Here is a 17,946-nt window from a genome sequence, read left to right on the forward strand (position 1 = left end):
ATATCTTAATAAGTATTGGATTGTGTCTGTTGCTATGTATATTTGCTAGTTTATTAAGATTTAAAACATTAAATCTTAATAATGAATCTTATAAAGTGGTAAAAGATGAGTTTTTATCTAATAGAACTTTTGAAGATGGGCAAGGAGTTACGTTTCATGCACTTAATCCTCTTGATCCTACAAAAGTTTATGATCCCTATGAAGACCGTGAAGTAGTGACGTATGTTTTACCTTTAGATATTACAAATACAACAAATCGAGATATTAACTTGCTTAGTAATAAGTCTATTTCCGATACAATGTTTTATTCTAAAATAGGTGAGTTTTATAATTTAATCCCTTATTCAATGGAATTACCTAAAAAATATCAGTTTGATCCTGTAATACCTGCTGGTAAAACAGTACGAGGGTATATAGGGACAAATTATTTTATAGGAGATGACCCTTATAAAAATTATAAAAACTTTTCAAATGAATCAACTAAAGTGAAATTCATTTCGTGTATAAAAGATAAGGAAGGGAAATATCATGAATTAGAAATACCGATAAATTAATAAAATTTATGATTGATACAGCTATATTTTAATGTTGTTTGTAGATCTTGCAACATAACAATATCTTTTAAAGTCGGAGTTTTTTTGTAGGTGTAAGTATCTATGGATGCTACACTTGCGAAGTTTCCGGCTTTTTGTAATTGTTGATTTAGATTTTATTAAGGAATTTTTGGTAGTCATATTCTTTAAAAGGAAACTTGAAAGAATATGACTTAGATTTAATACGAAATTTGTAACGTGAAATTGAAATAGCGAGACAGAGAAAAGGAACGTAACAAATGAAATAAAAACTTTTTCTGAATATGAGGCCCGACATCTTGCCGATTGTTGTCATAGTTATAAGACAAGTGTTACAATTATCATTAGGTATATACATTTTAGTTTTTTTAATTAGGAGAAAAATTGGCATAACATACATTTGATTTTTATAACGACTGATTGTAATAGAGAAAAAGAAAAACAATCGGAAGTTTTATTTTAATAAAAAGAGGAGCGTATTTCCTATGATCGGTATTTTAAAAAAGGTGTTTGATGTAAATCAACGCCAAATTAAACGTATGCAAAAGACAGTTGAGCAAATTGATGCATTAGAGTCATCTATTAAGCCACTAACTGATGAACAATTAAAAGGAAAGACGCTTGAATTTAAAGAACGTCTAACAAAAGGTGAAACAGTAGATGATCTACTACCTGAAGCTTTTGCGGTTGTTCGCGAAGCGGCAACTCGTGTTCTTGGAATGCGTCCATATGGCGTACAGTTAATGGGTGGTATTGCCTTACATGAAGGGAATATTTCTGAGATGAAAACGGGTGAAGGTAAAACGTTAACATCTACATTACCTGTATATTTAAATGCTTTAACAGGAAAAGGTGTTCACGTTGTTACAGTCAATGAATATTTAGCACAACGTGATGCGAGCGAAATGGGACAACTTCATGAGTTCCTTGGCTTAACGGTAGGAATTAACTTAAATAGTATGTCACGCGAAGAGAAACAAGAGGCTTATGCTGCTGATATTACGTATAGCACAAATAATGAGCTTGGATTCGATTACTTACGTGATAACATGGTTTTATATAAAGAGCAGTGCGTTCAACGTCCACTTCACTTTGCTATTATCGATGAAGTCGATTCTATTTTAGTCGATGAAGCACGTACGCCGCTTATTATTTCAGGACAAGCTCAAAAATCAACAGAGCTATACATGTTTGCAAATGCATTTGTTCGTACGTTAGAAAATGAAAAAGATTATTCATTTGATGTGAAAACGAAAAATGTAATGCTAACAGAAGATGGTATTACGAAAGCAGAGAAAGCTTTCCATATTGAAAACTTATTCGATTTAAAACATGTAGCACTTCTTCACCATATTAATCAGGGGCTTCGTGCACACGTTGTTATGCATCGTGATACAGATTATGTTGTACAAGAAGGCGAAATCGTAATTGTAGACCAATTCACTGGTCGTCTTATGAAAGGTCGTCGTTATAGCGAAGGATTACACCAAGCGATTGAAGCAAAAGAAGGTGTAGAAATTCAAAATGAAAGCATGACGCTTGCAACAATTACATTCCAGAACTACTTCCGTATGTATGAAAAATTATCTGGTATGACTGGTACAGCGAAAACAGAGGAAGAGGAATTCCGTAACATTTACAATATGAACGTTATTGTAATTCCGACAAACAAACCGATTATTCGTGATGATCGTGCCGATTTAATCTTTAAATCAATGGAAGGTAAGTTCAATGCTGTTGTTGAGGATATTGTAAATCGTCATAAAAAAGGACAACCTGTTCTTGTAGGTACAGTTGCAATTGAAACTTCAGAGCTTATTTCAAAAATGTTAACGCGTAAAGGTGTACGTCATAACATCTTAAATGCGAAAAACCATGCTCGTGAAGCAGATATCATTGCAGAGGCTGGTATGAAAGGTGCTGTAACAATCGCGACGAACATGGCAGGTCGTGGTACAGATATTAAGCTTGGAGACGATGTGAAAAACGTTGGTTTAGCAGTTATCGGTACAGAGCGTCACGAAAGTCGTCGTATTGATAATCAGTTACGTGGTCGTGCTGGTCGTCAAGGGGACCCTGGTGTTACGCAGTTCTACTTATCGATGGAAGATGAATTAATGCGCCGATTTGGTTCAGATAATATGAAAGCAATGATGGACCGCCTTGGTATGGATGATTCTCAGCCGATTGAAAGTAAAATGGTTTCTCGTGCGGTAGAATCTGCACAAAAACGTGTTGAAGGAAATAACTATGATGCACGTAAGCAGTTACTGCAATATGATGATGTACTTCGTCAGCAACGTGAAGTTATTTACAAACAGCGTCAAGAGGTAATGGAGTCTGACAACTTACGCGGCATTATTGAAGGTATGATGAAATCTACAGTAGAACGTGCTGTTGCTCTTCATACACAAGAGGAAATTGAAGAAGATTGGAACATTAAAGGTCTTGTTGACTACTTAAATACAAACCTTCTTCAAGACGGAGATGTAAAAGAAGAAGAATTACGTCGCCTTGCTCCTGAGGAAATGAGCGAGCCAATTATTGCGAAATTAATTGAGCGATACAATGAAAAAGAAAAGCTTATGCCAGAAGAGCAAATGCGTGAGTTTGAGAAGGTTGTTGTATTCCGCGTTGTAGATACGAAATGGACAGAGCATATTGATGCGATGGATCACCTTCGTGAAGGTATTCATTTACGTGCTTACGGTCAAATCGATCCACTTCGTGAGTACCAAATGGAAGGGTTCGCGATGTTCGAGTCAATGGTTGCTTCTATTGAAGAGGAAATTTCTCGTTACATTATGAAAGCTGAAATTGAACAAAACTTAGAACGTCAAGAAGTTGTTCAAGGTGAAGCTGTTCATCCTTCTAGCGATGGCGAAGAAGCAAAGAAAAAGCCAGTTGTAAAAGGTGACCAAGTGGGCCGCAACGATTTATGTAAATGTGGTAGTGGTAAAAAATATAAAAACTGCTGTGGTATCGTTCAGTAATATAGGACGGTAGCTTTGGCTGTTTTGCAAACTTTTATATCAAAAATGTATAATTAAGAAGGATTAAACTCTCTCCGTAATAAGTGGAGAGAGTTTCCCTTGTTTTCATACGAAAGTAACAGCAATTACATAGAGGTGAAGGAAATGGAATTAGTAGAAATTAGACAGGAATTAGAGAAAATGGCTAAGCGATTAGCGGCTTTTAGGGGGTCTCTTTGACCTCCCTACTAAGGAGAAACAAATTGCAGAATTAGAAGAGAAAATGATGGGCGCAGGATTTTGGGATGACCAACAAGGCGCACAAGCTGTAATTAATGAAGCGAATGCGTTAAAAGATATGGTTGGAAAGTTCCGTCAGTTAGATGAGACGTTCGAAAATTTAGAAATCACGCATGAGCTTTTAAAAGAAGAGTATGATGAAGATTTACATGAGGAATTAGAATCAGAAGTAAAAGGCTTAATTCAAGAAATGAATGAGTATGAGCTTCAGTTACTATTAAGTGATCCTTATGATAAAAATAATGCGATTTTAGAATTACATCCAGGTGCAGGTGGAACTGAGTCACAAGACTGGGGTTCTATGCTATTACGTATGTACACACGCTGGGCTGAAAAACGCGGATTCAAAGTAGAAACGGTTGACTATTTACCAGGTGATGAAGCTGGTATTAAGAGTGTAACTTTATTAATTAAAGGTCATAACGCTTACGGTTACTTAAAAGCAGAGAAAGGTGTACATCGTCTTGTACGTATTTCACCATTCGATTCTTCAGGGCGTCGTCATACATCATTCGTATCTTGTGAAGTTGTACCAGAGTTCAATGATGAAGTTGAAATCGAAGTACGTACAGAAGATTTAAAAATTGATACGTACCGAGCAAGTGGAGCTGGTGGACAGCACGTAAATACGACAGATTCAGCAGTTCGTATTACACATACACCGACAAATACGGTTGTAACATGTCAGTCGGAGCGTTCTCAAATTAAAAACCGTGAGCATGCGATGAAAATGTTAAAAGCGAAATTATATCAAAAGAAACTAGAAGAGCAACAAGCAGAATTAGATGAAATTCGCGGAGAGCAAAAAGAAATCGGATGGGGTAGCCAAATCCGTTCTTACGTATTCCACCCGTATTCTCTTGTAAAAGACCATCGTACAAATACGGAGGTTGGTAACGTACAAGCTGTTATGGATGGAGAGATTGATCCATTTATTGATGCTTACTTACGTTCTCGCATCTAATAAGCGAAAAAAAGCCAACGAAATTGTTGGCGCATGCTGAGGACAATAGAGGATATAAAGAATTTGATTTTATTTTTATAGATGAAGTAAAGAGGAAGAGAAGTTGGAAACGACAACTTCTCTTTTTGATGGGATTATATGTAGATTACAATGCTGTATATTGTTTTGTAAAAAGTAGAGAATAGTAAAATAGAGCGGTAATATGGTAAAGATTTATATAGAACTTTCTAATTTTCCTTTTAAAAAGGATGCTTTATAGGAGTTTTTTAAGTTGTTCACAGAATTGAAACAACTTATGAAAGCTTTATTTTATCAAGGTTCTCACTGTATTTTTGAGGAATATGAAATACACCTTAGTTTTTCTATATAAAGATAATGCTTATAATGAAAATGAGTGTGTTAGGAATAAAAAGAATATCAACAATGGGGAGCGATAGAAGTGAAAAAGAAATTGTTGGCTATTGCGCTAGGGACATCGGTTGTTTTTGCTTTAGGAGCATGCGGAAATAAAGAAGAGAGTAAGTCTTCGAAACAGTCTGCAAGCACAGACAGCGCAGAACAAATTTTCCAAAGAAGTTGTGCGGGATGTCACGCAACAGATTTATCAGGGGCAACTGGACCTGATTTAAGAAAAGTAGGCGGTAAGTACGACGCTGCAGATATCGAAGAGATTATTAAAAAAGGCCGCGGTTCAATGTCACCAGGACTTATTCAAGGTGAAGATGCGAAAAAAGTGTCTGAATGGTTAGCTGAACATAAATAAAAAAGGTGAAATGGACGAGTTGATAATATAGTCAACTCGTTTTCCTTTTTTTCTGGTATGTAACATAACTGTAACAAAAATGTATCCAAATTGGAAACCGTTTGATGTTACAATGGGGTTTGTAGAATTTTGCTGAAATATATTACATAGAGTGGTATTGCTTATGAGGAAGCATAAGTAAACTACCTTCAACAAGGATGACTAAATGAAAATGAAGGATGTCTTTTGTTTTCAGATGTACAGAAAAGTATTTCGAAAAAAATCATTAAGTATTGGGTGATAAATAATGATAAAAATGACGAATGTTTATAAGGAGTACCCGAATGGTATGAAAGCCATTGCTGGTCTTACAGTTAACATTAAACAAGGTGAATTCGTATACGTAGTTGGACCGAGTGGAGCCGGAAAATCTACATTTATTAAAATGATGTATCGTGAAGAGAAACCATCTACAGGATCTATTAATGTAAATGGACTTACTATCGAAACATTGGCAGAAAGAGACGTTCCGTATTTTCGTCGTCAATTAGGCGTAATTTTCCAAGATTTTAAATTGCTACCTAAATTAACGGTATATGAGAATGTTTCGTTTGCTTTAGAAGTAATTGAAGAAGGACCGGATGCAATTCGTGAGCGTGTAACAGAGGTTCTAGGTCTTGTAGGCCTTGAAGATCGTGCAGACGCACTTCCAAGTGAGCTTTCAGGTGGGGAGCAACAACGTGTGGCTATTGCAAGAGCAATTGTAAATAGACCAAAGGTTGTAATTGCCGATGAGCCAACAGGTAACTTAGATATTGAAACAGCTCTTGATATTATGAATATTTTTACTCGCATTAATGAGCGCGGCACAACGATCGTTATGGCGACGCATAATGCAGATATCGTAAATACAATCCGTCATCGTGTAATCGCGATTGAAGGCGGAAAAATTGTTCGAGATGAGATTGAGGGAGGATACGGATATGAAGACTAAGACCCTTAGTCGACATTTGCGAGAAGGTGTAAAGAATCTATCACGTAACGGATGGATGACATTTGCTTCTGTTAGTGCAGTAACAGTTACATTATTACTTGTAGGTGTCTTTTTAACAGCGATTATGAATATGAACCATTTTGCGACGAAAGTAGAGCAAGATGTAGAGATTCGTGTACACATTGATCCAGCTGCAAAAGAAGCTGATCAAAAGAAATTAGAAGAAGATATGAGTAAGATTGCAAAAGTAGATTCTATTAAATATTCTTCTAAAGAAGAAGAGTTAAAACGTTTAATTAAAAGCTTAGGTGATAGTGGAAAAACGTTTGAGTTATTTGAACAAGATAACCCACTTAAAAACGTATTTGTTGTAAAAGCAAAAGAACCAACCGATACAGCGACAATCGCGAAGAAGGTTGAAAAAATGCAGTTTGTTAGTAATGTTCAGTACGGAAAAGGGCAAGTTGAACGATTATTTGATACTGTAAAAACTGGTCGTAACATTGGGATTGCGCTAATTGCTGGTCTTTTATTTACAGCGATGTTCTTAATCTCTAATACAATTAAAATTACAATTTATGCTCGTAGTACAGAAATTGAAATTATGAAACTTGTTGGTGCAACAAACTGGTTTATTCGTTGGCCATTCTTGCTAGAGGGATTATTCTTAGGAGTATTAGGATCAATTATTCCAATTGGCCTAATTCTAATTACGTATAATTCGTTGCAAGGTGTGTTTAATGAAAAACTTGGCGGAACAATTTTCGAGCTTCTACCATACAGTCCATTCGTATTCCAATTAGCTGGTTTACTAGTGTTAATCGGTGCTTTAATCGGTATGTGGGGAAGTGTAATGTCAATTCGTCGCTTCTTAAAAGTATAAAAAGTTGCAAACATAATTCGTACAAGCTTATCATATAGTAGAAATAGGTAAAGGCATCACACACTGTGTGATGCCTTTTGCTACACCACCTGTGTGTTTTGGAAAGGGGAATTCCGCATTGAAACGTAGAGTTGCAATTATTGGAATGGTTGTTGCATTTTTAATTGGTGCTGGCGGAATGTTTGCAGGCATGTCTGTATTTGGGGTTAACCCATCAGAAGTAACGCAAACAATTTCGAGTGGGAATGCTAGCACTGCGCAAGGGAATTTGGCAAAAATTAATGAGGCGTATGCACTAATTGATTCACGTTATGTGGAAGACGTGAAAGATGAAAAGTTAGTTGAAGGTGCAATACAAGGTATGTTGTCTACGCTGAAGGACCCTTATTCCACGTATATGGATAAAGAAACAGCCAAACAGTTTAGTGAATCGCTTGATCCCGAATTAGAGGGGATTGGGGCTGAGGTGAACAAGACGGACGGTAAGCTTATTATCGTATCGCCAATTAAAGGTTCACCAGCAGAAAAGATAGGAATTAAACCGAATGACCAAATTTTATCTGTAGATGGAAACAGTGTGAAAGACTTATCACGTGAAGAAGCAGTATTAAAAATTCGTGGTAAAAAGGGAACGACTGTCGCAATTGAAATTAAACGTGCGGGAGTAACTGATCCGATTGTATTTAAAATTAAGCGTGAAAAGATTCCAATCTTTACAGTGTTTAGTTCTGTGAAGCAAGAGAGCGGAAAAGATATCGGTTATATGCAAATCACTTCTTTTGCTGAAAATACAGCAAAAGAATTTAAGGATCAGTTAAAAGAGTTAGAGAAGAAAAATATAAAAGGCTTAGTTATTGACGTGCGTGGTAATCCTGGTGGCTATTTAAATAGTGTAGAAGATATACTAGGGGAAATTATGACGAATAAAAAGCCGATGCTACAAGTAGAGCAGCGAAATGGTGAGAAGAAGAAATTCTCTACGGAACTGAAAGAGAGAAAACCATATCCAATTTCAGTATTAATTGATAATGGAAGTGCTTCTGCTTCAGAGATTTTAGCGGGTGCGCTGAAAGAAGGAGAAGGATATGATTTAATTGGTGAAAAGACATTTGGTAAAGGTACTGTCCAGCAAGCTGTTCCATTTAAAGACGGCAGCAACATTAAATTAACGATGTTTAAATGGTTAACACCGGATGGGAACTGGATTCATAAAAAAGGAATCGCGCCAACAGTAGAAGTGAAGCAACCAAATTATTATCATGCGACACCAATTCAAATTGAAAAAACACTTTCATACAATTCAAATGATGTACAAGTAAAACATGCTCAAGAAATGCTTAAGAGCTTAGGTTATGTACCAGGTCGTGAAGATGGATACTTTAGTAAAGAGACAGAATCGGCTCTGAAAGCATTCCAAAATGCAAATGAAATGGAAGCGACAGGACAGCTTGATAAAAAGACAGCTGAAGCGATTCAAACTAAAATTATCGAAAAAATCCGTTCTGGAGAAAATGATCTACAATTACAGTCAGCATTAAAATTAATGGCAAAATAAGAAGAAATACAGGCAGTTTGCTGCCTGTATTTTTTTGTGTTAAACAAACGTTTGTTTAGTTATGATAATATAAAAAGAAAGAATGATATAAATGGTGGTGAATGAGTTCGTGGAGGCGTGGATTTTTGAAATAATGCGGGCAGTTGGACGTTTTTTCTTACACCCTGCTGTCTATATATTTGTAATAAGTAGTATCTTCGTTGGATACTTACGTATGTTAAGAGAACGAAAAGATTTTTCTTTTAAAGTTTATGATATTTGGTTTGAACTGCGAACCTCTCTATTTGCAGGGATTGGATACGGATTAGTAGTATCTATTATTACGATTGGGCTTGGACTTGTTGTTTCTAAAGCAAGCTTATGGGCCATTTTAATTTGGACGTTACTATTTGGATTAACGGCTATGTATCGATGTTTATCGGCGGCTTATACATTTAGCATTGCGATTGTATGTGTTCTATTATCTTCTAAGCTACCAGTTTCCTTTTTACAGCTTCGAGAAGGTGAAGAGAGTACCATTGTATCCCTTGTTATTTTACTAGGCATTATGCTTATTGTAGAAGGCTTATTGATTTCTAAAAATGCAGTAGGATATTCGACGCCGAGGATTAGGCAGGGGAAGCGTGGATTAAAGATTGGTTTACACGAATCAAAGCGTTTATGGATCGTTCCTATTTTTATTCTTGTACCGGGTGATGCGGTAACGCAGTTTATTTCATGGTGGCCTGTCGTTTCAATAGGTTCAAATACATATTCTCTATTCCTCGTTCCATTTTTAATTGGATTTATGAGAAATATTAAAAGTTATGAGCCGACGGAAGCTTTATTATTTACAGGAAGACGTGTTTATGGGTTAGCAGGACTTGTGCTCGTTTTAGGAATCGCAAGTTACTGGTGGCACGTACTTGCAATTATCGCGATGGGAGTCGCTATGCTTGGGCGTTTCACAATTTCGATGCAAGAAAAAATTGCCGATGAAACAAGACCAGCGTATTTTGCTGCACGCAATGATGGGCTCGTTGTACTAGATACAATTCCAAATACAATTGGAGCAGAGCTGAAATTACTGCCTGGAGAAATTATTACGAAAGTAAATGGAGTCATTCCAAAAAGCGCCGAGGAATTTTATGATGCGCTTCAAACGAAGACGACAGGAGCATTTTGTAAATTAGAAGTATTAGATACAAATGGTGAGCTTCGTCTTGCACAAACTGCATTATATGCTGGTGGACATCACGAATTAGGTATTGTATTCGTTGAGCAGGAGCATGAGTGGGATTCAGAAGCGATGTAATAGCAGGAATGGTATCACCTTGTGGTGGTGCCTTTTTTGTTTTTGGGGGATGAGAGAGTAGTTAGTAAATGAAATTTATATCGGCGATTTTCCGAATATATCAGCGCAACTTAAAATATATCGGCGATTTTCTAAATATATCAGCGCAACTCGAAATATATCGGCGATTATTCGAATATATCGACTTTCCAGCAAAAAACGACAACTATCGCAAAGCTTATTTTCAGTTTCATAGACGGATAACTTGAATAATTATTTGATAATGGTTATCATTTAGGGAGTATTTTTAATTTTGGAAAATGGAGGTAAGATATGCTGCGTAAATTTTTCTCGTACTATAAACCGTATAAAGGTTTATTTATACTCGACTTTTCTTGTGCGGTTGTCGCAGGATTATTAGAACTCGGCTTCCCGCTTATCGTAAATCAATTTATTGATAAGTTATTGCCAGGGCAAAACTGGACGCTTATTTTATGGGCTTGTTTCGGTTTACTCGCAGTTTATATGTTAAATGCAGGCTTACAATATGTCGTTACATATTGGGGACATATGCTTGGTGTTAACATTGAAACAGATATGAGGCAGAAATTATTTGATCATATTCAAAAGCTATCATTCAGATTTTTTGATAATAATAAAACAGGTCATTTAATTTCACGCCTTACAAACGATTTAATGGAAATTGGGGAAATTGCTCACCATGGACCAGAAGATTTATTTATCGCCGTAATGACTTTAGTTGGGGCATTCTCATTTATGATGATGATCAACTGGAAGTTAGCGTTATTAACGTTCTTCGTCATTCCATTCCTATTATGGTTAGCGCTGTACTTCAATAAAAAAATGACAGGTACATTTAGACGTTTATTCTCAGATGTTGCTGATTTCAATGCATGTATTGAGAACAACGTTGGTGGTATTCGCGTTGTACAAGCATTCGGAAATGAAAAGTTTGAGAAAGAGCAATTTGCTGTGAACAACGCTCGTTTCCGTACAACGAAATTAATGGCGTATAAAATTATGGCGTTAAATTCGTCGATTAGTTATATGCTCATGCGTCTCGTAACGCTCTTCGTCTTAATATGCGGTACATGGTTTGTTCTGCAAGGAGAATTAACGTACGGTGGATTTATCGGATTCGTTCTATTAACGAATATTTTCTTCCGCCCAATTGAAAAAATTAACGCGGTAATCGAAAGCTATCCGAAAGGAATCGCCGGTTTTAAAAGATATGTAGAGCTTCTTGAAACAGAGCCTGACATTGTAGACTCTAAAGATGCAATGGAAGTGAAGCATGTACACGGTGATATTCAATATAACAACATTACGTTTGGATATGAAAACAAAGAACCGATTTTAAATGACATTAGTTTGAAAATACATGCAGGTGAAACAGTTGCGTTCGTTGGACCATCAGGAGCTGGGAAAACGACGTTATGTAGCCTATTACCACGTTTTTATGAGCAATCATCTGGATCAATTCAAATTGATGGAATTGATACGAAAGATATGACATTATCTTCACTTCGTAAGCAAATTGGAATTGTGCAGCAAGATGTGTTCTTATTCTCAGGAACAATTCGTGAAAATATCGCTTACGGAAATTTAAAAGCATCAGAAGCTGAAATTTGGCAGGCAGTAAAACGTGCGCAATTAGAAGATTTAATTTACTCACAGCCGGACGGTTTAGATACTGTTATCGGTGAGCGCGGCGTGAAACTTTCAGGTGGACAAAAGCAGCGTCTAGCTATTGCTCGTATGTTCTTGAAAAACCCTCCAATTTTAATATTGGATGAAGCAACTTCTGCATTAGATACAGAGACAGAACTTGCGATTCAAAAATCGCTTGCGGAGCTATCTGTTGGCCGTACAACATTAGTTATCGCTCACAGACTTGCAACGATTAAAAATGCAGATCGCATCGTCGTTGTAAATAAAGATGGTATTGCAGAACAAGGTTCACATAATGAATTAATTGAGCAAGGCGGAGGATACAGTAGGTTATACGAAGCTCAGTTTAGTTCGTAAATATAATTTGTACTGAATTAGTGCATCATAAGTAGGTAAAAATCTCATATGGGAGGCTATAAAGTATGATTGTAACAACAACTTCTACAATTCAAGGGAAAGAGATTATTGATTATGTCGATATCGTGAATGGAGAAGCGATTATGGGTGCAAATATCGTTCGTGATCTTTTCGCTTCTGTCCGTGATGTTGTCGGTGGTCGCTCAGGCGCTTACGAAAGCAAATTGAAAGAAGCACGTGACATCGCAATGGAAGAGATGAAAACTCTTGCAAGACAAAAAAATGCGAATGCCATCGTTGGTATCGACGTGGATTACGAAGTAGTTCGCGAAGGGATGCTAATGGTTGCTGTGAGCGGGACTGCTGTCCGTATCTAAAGTGAGAAGCCGTGCTGATGCACGGCTTTTTGTATTCTATGTCGAAGATTCAATATTTCTTGGGAAATGCGGAAGGTCCCGTCGATATATAGGGAAGACATTAGAGTGCTTCTTTACATTTCCGGATTTTAACTAATAATGTTTCGTATTCTTGTTCGAGAGATGAGATATCATTGTGATGATTTGGTATGGAAATTCGGCCGATGACTTCTGTTAATTTTGTTTGTAATCGTAACAACTCTTGCTCAGTAACGTTTACAGAATCTCCGGTGGTTCTTTTTGTGTATTGCTCGTAATTACCGTGGAATACTCTAGGTTCACTCTCATCTACTTGTAGAATATGGTCTGCAACAGAGCGAATAAAGGCACGGTCATGGCTAATGAAAAGTATTGTGCCAGGATATTCTTGTAACATGGTTTCTAATTCTTCTTGCGTTGCTAAGTCTAAATAGTTTGTCGGTTCATCTAGCAGAAGCATATTATAGTTTCCTAAAAATACTTTTGCGAGTGCAACCTTCATTCGTTCACCCCCGCTTAGAATGTGCACGGGTTTATGAACATCCTCACGGCGGAATAGAAGTCGTGCCAGTATTGTGCGAACGAATGCTTCTGTATAGTTTGTTTCTTCTAGAACATTTTCTAAAATGGTTTTATCTGTTTTTAAAATAGATAATGTTTGTTCGAAGTATCCAATTTTACAACTTTTCGATAGCTGCATGCCACGCTCGTTTGTGAGAAGCATGTTGAACAAAGTGGTTTTGCCGCTTCCATTTGCCCCTAAAACGGCAAGCTTTGCACCAGGGGCAATAGTTCCATTCATATTTTTAAATAGTATACGGTCGCCTATTTTCTTTGTTGCTTTATTGAATTGTACTGCCACCTTACTATGAATGGGTGTATGGTATTGCACGTCAAATTGAGCTTGAGAAAGATCCTTTGGCTTTTCCTTCTTTTCTAGTTTTTCGAGACGTGTCTCTAATGCTTTCGCTGCTTTACTAACCTGTTCTTGGCCATGAGCCCCACTTAACCTATAAAGTCTAGATTCAGATGAACTGAACCGTGTTGGGATTTTTTTCATGTTAGAAGCACGTTGCTTTCTTTGTAGAATGGACTGTTCTAAACGATTTTTTTCTTGGATATATTGCTCATATTCTGCTTGTTTTTGTATTCGTTCACGTTCTTTTTGTTTTCGATAGTTTGAATAATTACCTTTGTACTCTTGAATAATACCGTCTTCAATTTCAATAATTTTGGTACATATATTATCTAGAAATTCACGGTCATGCGATATTAAAACAAGTGCCCCTTTATAAGATGAAAGTGCCTTTTCTAATTGCTCTGTACCGACCATATCTAAGTGGCTTGTTGGTTCATCAGCGAATAAAATGCCTGCATTTTGTTCGAGAGCATGCGCAATCTTTAGTCGCATTCGTTCACCGCCGCTCATTGCGTCGGTAACGTTTGAAATACTCCATTTTCCTTTTGCGAGAGAAGAAGCGGTTTCCGGTAGTTCTTCGCTGAGCTGAGGAATGATGCTGATAGAACTATGATGAGTTACTATGCCTCTGTCAGCTTCTATTTCTTTACTTAATATTTGCAATAACGTAGATTTACCAGCTCCGTTGACTCCGACAATTCCTATGCGATCCTGTGCTTGAATTTCCAGTGATGGTAATGTAAATAGTGTGCGATCACCAAAGCTCTTTTCAATATTACGTGCGAATAAAATAGTCATAAAAAAACCTCCCTAGTTTCACTAGAGAGGATAAACGTCGCCCTTGTATGTAAAAAATCGTACATAAATAAACGATTTTTTACATGATCGTTTCGAAAGAAAGTATCGACAAATGGACAGACTAATCCCCTGCTAGTTTTCATCATTTTTGTTCACTATTTGTGATGGATGAAATAAATAAGAGAATTAGAACTTCATTGGTCAAAGTACCTTCCTTTCATAATATTACTTTTATTGTATGCGCATACAAAAGGGTTTGTCAAACTTATTTCTGTTCGCTATTTTTGAATTTATTATTATACAATTGTGCTTTTGCCAGCGCCTCAGCATCGTTTTTAATTTCATCCAGTCCATTCGCATCTCCAATAACATAACCTTCAAATGAAGAACCAACAAAATCAAAGATATATTGGAATTGAGCAATAAGCGGTAATGCTTTTAGCTTTGGATTATCCCCGCCAACGATGACAACATACATTTTTTTGCCTTTCATTTTTTCTTTGAAATGAAGAGATGTATCGCGCAAGCTTTGTGACCAGCGATCAACAAAGTTTTTCATATGTCCACTCATTCCGTACCAATATAATGGTGTAGCAAAGATAATCGTGTCGTGCTCTAGCATGCGTTTGGTTAACTGCTCATAGTCATCATTTACGGATTGGAATCTTTCTGCATCATGACGTTGGTCTGTAATAGGATAGACGGTATGATCACGCAAATAAATTTGTTCTGTTTCAATGTCCTCTATCATCATATGTGTTAAAGCTTCTGTATTTCCGTTTTGTCTTGAACTGCCATGTATAACAAACATGTAATCATTCCTTTTCTTTTGCTTGTTTTAGGAGTGAAACGTGTTTTTGCAAATTCGCTTGGATGTTGGAAAGTAATGTGATTTGCTTTGTTACTTCATTGAGTTTATCTTCGTAAAGCGTAAGGATACTGCTACACGGATTGTCGTACAGGTGCGGTTCAATTTCAAGGCAGCACAGCATCCTTGCCGTCTCTTCTAAATTTAAGCCAATTTGTAAGTACATTTGAATAAGCTCCACTTTTTCGATGGCACTTTCATCAAAATCACGGTAACCATTTGCAAGGCGCTTAGTAGGGAGTAAGCCCTTTTCTTCGTAATGTCTTAGTGATCTTTCACTAACGCCAGTTTCTTTTGATAATTCTCCAATTCGCAATGCGTTTCACTCCTTCTACATGTATTGTAAACCTTCACACTAATGTGAGGGTCAACTCTGTTTTTTCGCAAAAGAATCTACATGATTTAAGAACACTTGAATGGCTTTAGATGGAATGAAATATTTACCGCGTACGATGGAAAACGGACGGATTAGTTGTTCATTTGGAACTTCGACGTGGAATAGTTCTTTTGCTAATAGCTCTTTCCGTACAGTCCAATCAGAAAGGATAGCGATGCCAAGCCCGGCACTAACAGCTTCCTTTACGCTTTGGATACTACTGAATGTAAAGAATCGTTTCATTTTTAAATGGTGTTGATGAATAAAGCGGTCACTATAAGCGCGTGTACCAGAACCACTTTCTCTTAATACCCATACTTGATCTTGGAGTGTACTTTCATTTATTTCATTTGTGCGGAGTAATGGATGATTTGGCGGGACGACGAGCTTCATTTCATCTTGCATGAATGTTTCAACATCTACGTCGGCGTATACGACTTGTCCTTCCACTAGGCCGATATCAATTTGATTAGAGCGAAGGCTTTGCAAAACGTCTTCTGTATTTGAGATGAAAGTATGAACTTCGACGTGTGGATTTTCATTCGCATAGTTAGCCAGTATTTTTGGAAGTAAGTATTCGCCAATTGTAAAACTAGCACCAATGCGAAGTGTTCCTGTTACAACGTTATGTAGTTCATTAATTTCTTGTTTAGCATCTTCGTAAAGAGAGAGCATTTGCTTTGCATGTATATATAATATGTTTCCAGCTTCTGTAACTTGGACGTGCTTCGGGGAGCGTTGAATAAGTGTAGTGCCAAATTCGTTTTCTAAGTTGCGTATATGCATACTTACTCCAGGCTGTGAAAGGTTTAATAATTCTGCTGCACGGGAGAAGTGTTTCTGTTCAACGACAGTAACAAAAATTTTTAAAATGTCTACGTTCATATAATGGGCTCCTTTCTTTTTCTATCATCTTATCATAAGTATTTCTGATGATAGAGATTTGGTATTGGTATTAAACTTATTATAGAAACTCTCTTATAATGTAAGTAGAAAGAACATGCATGTTCCAATACGATTATTGGAGTGGTTCAAAATGGAACAAACACTTGTTATACAAAAGAAGAAGCGTTTTGGATTTTCGCAAGGAATTGGGATTACATTATTAATCGCAATTGCCGCGAAATATTTAGCAGAGCTTCCATTTTTAAATATTATGGGACAATTAGTAATTGCTATTCTAATTGGGATGGTTTGGCGCGCTGCAATTGGAGTTCCTCACGATGCGATAGCAGGAACGAACTTTGCGAGTAAGAAGTTGCTGCGCTTTGGGATCATCTTACTTGGAATGCGATTAAATCTTGTTGATATTGCGAAGGCGGGACCGAAAGTATTGGTCATCGCGGCGGTTGTTATTACATTTACTATTTTTGTTGTATACGGACTAACGAAAGTATTTAAAGTAGAAAAGAAACTTGGGATTTTAACAGCATGCGGTACGGCAATTTGCGGCGCAGCCGCGGTCGTGGCAATTGCACCGCAAGTCAAAGCGAAGGACGATGAAACAGCAGTTGGGGCAGCAATCATCGCGATTTTAGGTACCATATTTACGCTTATTTATACGTTATTATATCCAGTGCTTGGTTTATCTCCGTACGGTTATGGTGTATTCTCAGGTGCGACGCTTCATGAAATCGCTCATGTCATCGCAGCTGCGGCGCCAGGAGGAAGTACTGCTGTAGACATCGCAGTTATTGTGAAGTTAACGCGCGTAGCAATGCTTGTGCCAGTAGCGATTTTAATTGGTCTATGGTTTGGTAAGAGTGAAGGTAGCAAAGAAAAGAAATCGTGGCGCGAACTTCCAATACCATGGTTCATTTTCGGGTTCTTAGCGATGAGTGCAGTGCATTCCCTCGGGATTATTCCAGAAGTTGTTGCGGGATACATTGTTGTTCTTGCTTACATGCTTATCGCAATGGCGATGGCAGGGCTCGGTTTAAATGTAGAGTTTAAAACGTTCCGTAAATTAGGAAGTAAAGCATTCGTGGCGGGGCTGATTGGCTCGGTTTGCTTATCGGTTCTTGGATACGTTCTTGTATATGCGTTAGGATTTATGTAGTAGAGGAGAAAGCTGTTCCCGAAGGTGTTTGGGGACAGCTTTTTCTTATGATTATAGTAGCGCTACGGATGTCGATATATTTGGAAAATCGCCGATATAAATGGAGTTGCGCTGATATATTTGGGGAATCGCCGATATATTTCAAGTTGCGCTGATATATTTAGAAAATCGCTGATATAAATTGAATTACTCTTGTACTTTGTTAGAGTAGATGTTCAATGAAACAT

At 37.2% G+C, this 17,946-nt stretch carries 15 protein-coding genes; 11 read left to right on the top strand and 4 right to left on the bottom strand.

Annotated features, from left to right (window positions below; translation table 11 throughout):
* The first annotated feature begins 26 nt into the window (after window positions 1-26).
* The 10 genes from ACS2QP_RS21195 to ACS2QP_RS21240 all read left to right on the top strand — a co-directional run bounded on the left by ACS2QP_RS21195 (window position 27) and on the right by ACS2QP_RS21240 (window position 12,681).
* Window positions 27-554: a hypothetical protein gene (locus tag ACS2QP_RS21195; protein WP_033671094.1), complete on the top strand. Its 528-nt coding sequence runs from the start codon at window positions 27-29 to the stop codon at window positions 552-554.
* Between the two features lie 503 nt (window positions 555-1,057).
* Window positions 1,058-3,565, top strand: a complete 2,508-nt coding sequence (secA, locus tag ACS2QP_RS21200; RefSeq protein WP_000579387.1) for a preprotein translocase subunit SecA — start codon at window positions 1,058-1,060, stop codon at window positions 3,563-3,565.
* Window positions 3,566-3,709: 144 nt separating this feature from the next.
* Window positions 3,710-4,808 (top strand): peptide chain release factor 2 gene (gene prfB, locus ACS2QP_RS21205; protein ID WP_096001716.1). Its coding sequence is split into 2 segments (ribosomal slippage): window positions 3,710-3,781 and window positions 3,783-4,808, totalling 1,098 coding nucleotides; the frame shifts between segments, so codons are not numbered across the junction.
* Window positions 4,809-5,247: 439 nt separating this feature from the next.
* Window positions 5,248-5,571: a cytochrome c551 gene (gene cccB, locus ACS2QP_RS21210; protein WP_000727971.1), complete on the top strand. Its 324-nt coding sequence runs from the start codon at window positions 5,248-5,250 to the stop codon at window positions 5,569-5,571.
* A 286-nt stretch (window positions 5,572-5,857) separates the two neighbouring features.
* Window positions 5,858-6,544 (top strand): cell division ATP-binding protein FtsE, encoded by a 687-nt coding sequence (ftsE, locus tag ACS2QP_RS21215; protein WP_438882802.1) that lies wholly within the window; start codon window positions 5,858-5,860, stop codon window positions 6,542-6,544.
* A complete protein-coding gene (ftsX, locus tag ACS2QP_RS21220; protein ID WP_153581085.1) occupies window positions 6,534-7,427 on the top strand; it encodes a permease-like cell division protein FtsX in 894 nt (297 codons plus the stop codon). The genes ftsE and ftsX overlap by 11 nt, the downstream gene beginning before the upstream one ends.
* Window positions 7,428-7,545: 118 nt before the next feature.
* Window positions 7,546-8,982 (top strand): S41 family peptidase, encoded by a 1,437-nt coding sequence (locus ACS2QP_RS21225; RefSeq protein ID WP_000830313.1) that lies wholly within the window; start codon window positions 7,546-7,548, stop codon window positions 8,980-8,982.
* Window positions 8,983-9,073: 91 nt separating this feature from the next.
* The gene (locus ACS2QP_RS21230) at window positions 9,074-10,276 is read left to right on the top strand and encodes a PDZ domain-containing protein (protein WP_332284092.1); all 1,203 of its coding nucleotides are present in this window, start codon (window positions 9,074-9,076) and stop codon (window positions 10,274-10,276) included.
* Between the two features lie 312 nt (window positions 10,277-10,588).
* Window positions 10,589-12,304 (top strand): ABC transporter ATP-binding protein, encoded by a 1,716-nt coding sequence (locus ACS2QP_RS21235; protein ID WP_000944620.1) that lies wholly within the window; start codon window positions 10,589-10,591, stop codon window positions 12,302-12,304.
* A 65-nt stretch (window positions 12,305-12,369) separates the two neighbouring features.
* Entirely contained in the window at window positions 12,370-12,681 is a 312-nt protein-coding gene (locus tag ACS2QP_RS21240; RefSeq protein WP_000637521.1) for a YbjQ family protein, read from the top strand.
* Between the two features lie 100 nt (window positions 12,682-12,781).
* Here the strand turns inward: ACS2QP_RS21240 and abc-f are convergent, their stop codons facing one another.
* From abc-f to ACS2QP_RS21260, 4 genes are all read right to left on the bottom strand, one after another.
* A complete protein-coding gene (gene abc-f, locus ACS2QP_RS21245) occupies window positions 12,782-14,416 on the bottom strand; it encodes a ribosomal protection-like ABC-F family protein (RefSeq protein WP_438882803.1) in 1,635 nt (544 codons plus the stop codon).
* Between the two features lie 265 nt (window positions 14,417-14,681).
* Entirely contained in the window at window positions 14,682-15,227 is a 546-nt protein-coding gene (locus tag ACS2QP_RS21250) for a flavodoxin family protein (RefSeq protein ID WP_438882804.1), read from the bottom strand.
* 4 nt (window positions 15,228-15,231) lie between these two features.
* A complete protein-coding gene (locus ACS2QP_RS21255) occupies window positions 15,232-15,600 on the bottom strand; it encodes a MerR family transcriptional regulator (RefSeq protein WP_410988084.1) in 369 nt (122 codons plus the stop codon).
* Window positions 15,601-15,651: 51 nt separating this feature from the next.
* On the bottom strand, window positions 15,652-16,545 hold the full coding sequence (locus ACS2QP_RS21260; protein WP_001099987.1) for a LysR family transcriptional regulator: 894 nt from the start codon (window positions 16,543-16,545) through the stop codon (window positions 15,652-15,654).
* Between the two features lie 151 nt (window positions 16,546-16,696).
* On the opposite strand from ACS2QP_RS21260, the gene ACS2QP_RS21265 reads away from it, so the two are divergent.
* A complete protein-coding gene (locus tag ACS2QP_RS21265) occupies window positions 16,697-17,719 on the top strand; it encodes a YeiH family protein (protein WP_000438432.1) in 1,023 nt (340 codons plus the stop codon).
* Window positions 17,720-17,946 lie beyond the last annotated feature (227 nt).

Origin of the sequence: Bacillus cereus group sp. Bce019, from assembly GCF_051781745.1 — a bacterium.
Classification (GTDB): Bacteria; Bacillota; Bacilli; order Bacillales; family Bacillaceae_G; genus Bacillus_A; species Bacillus_A cereus.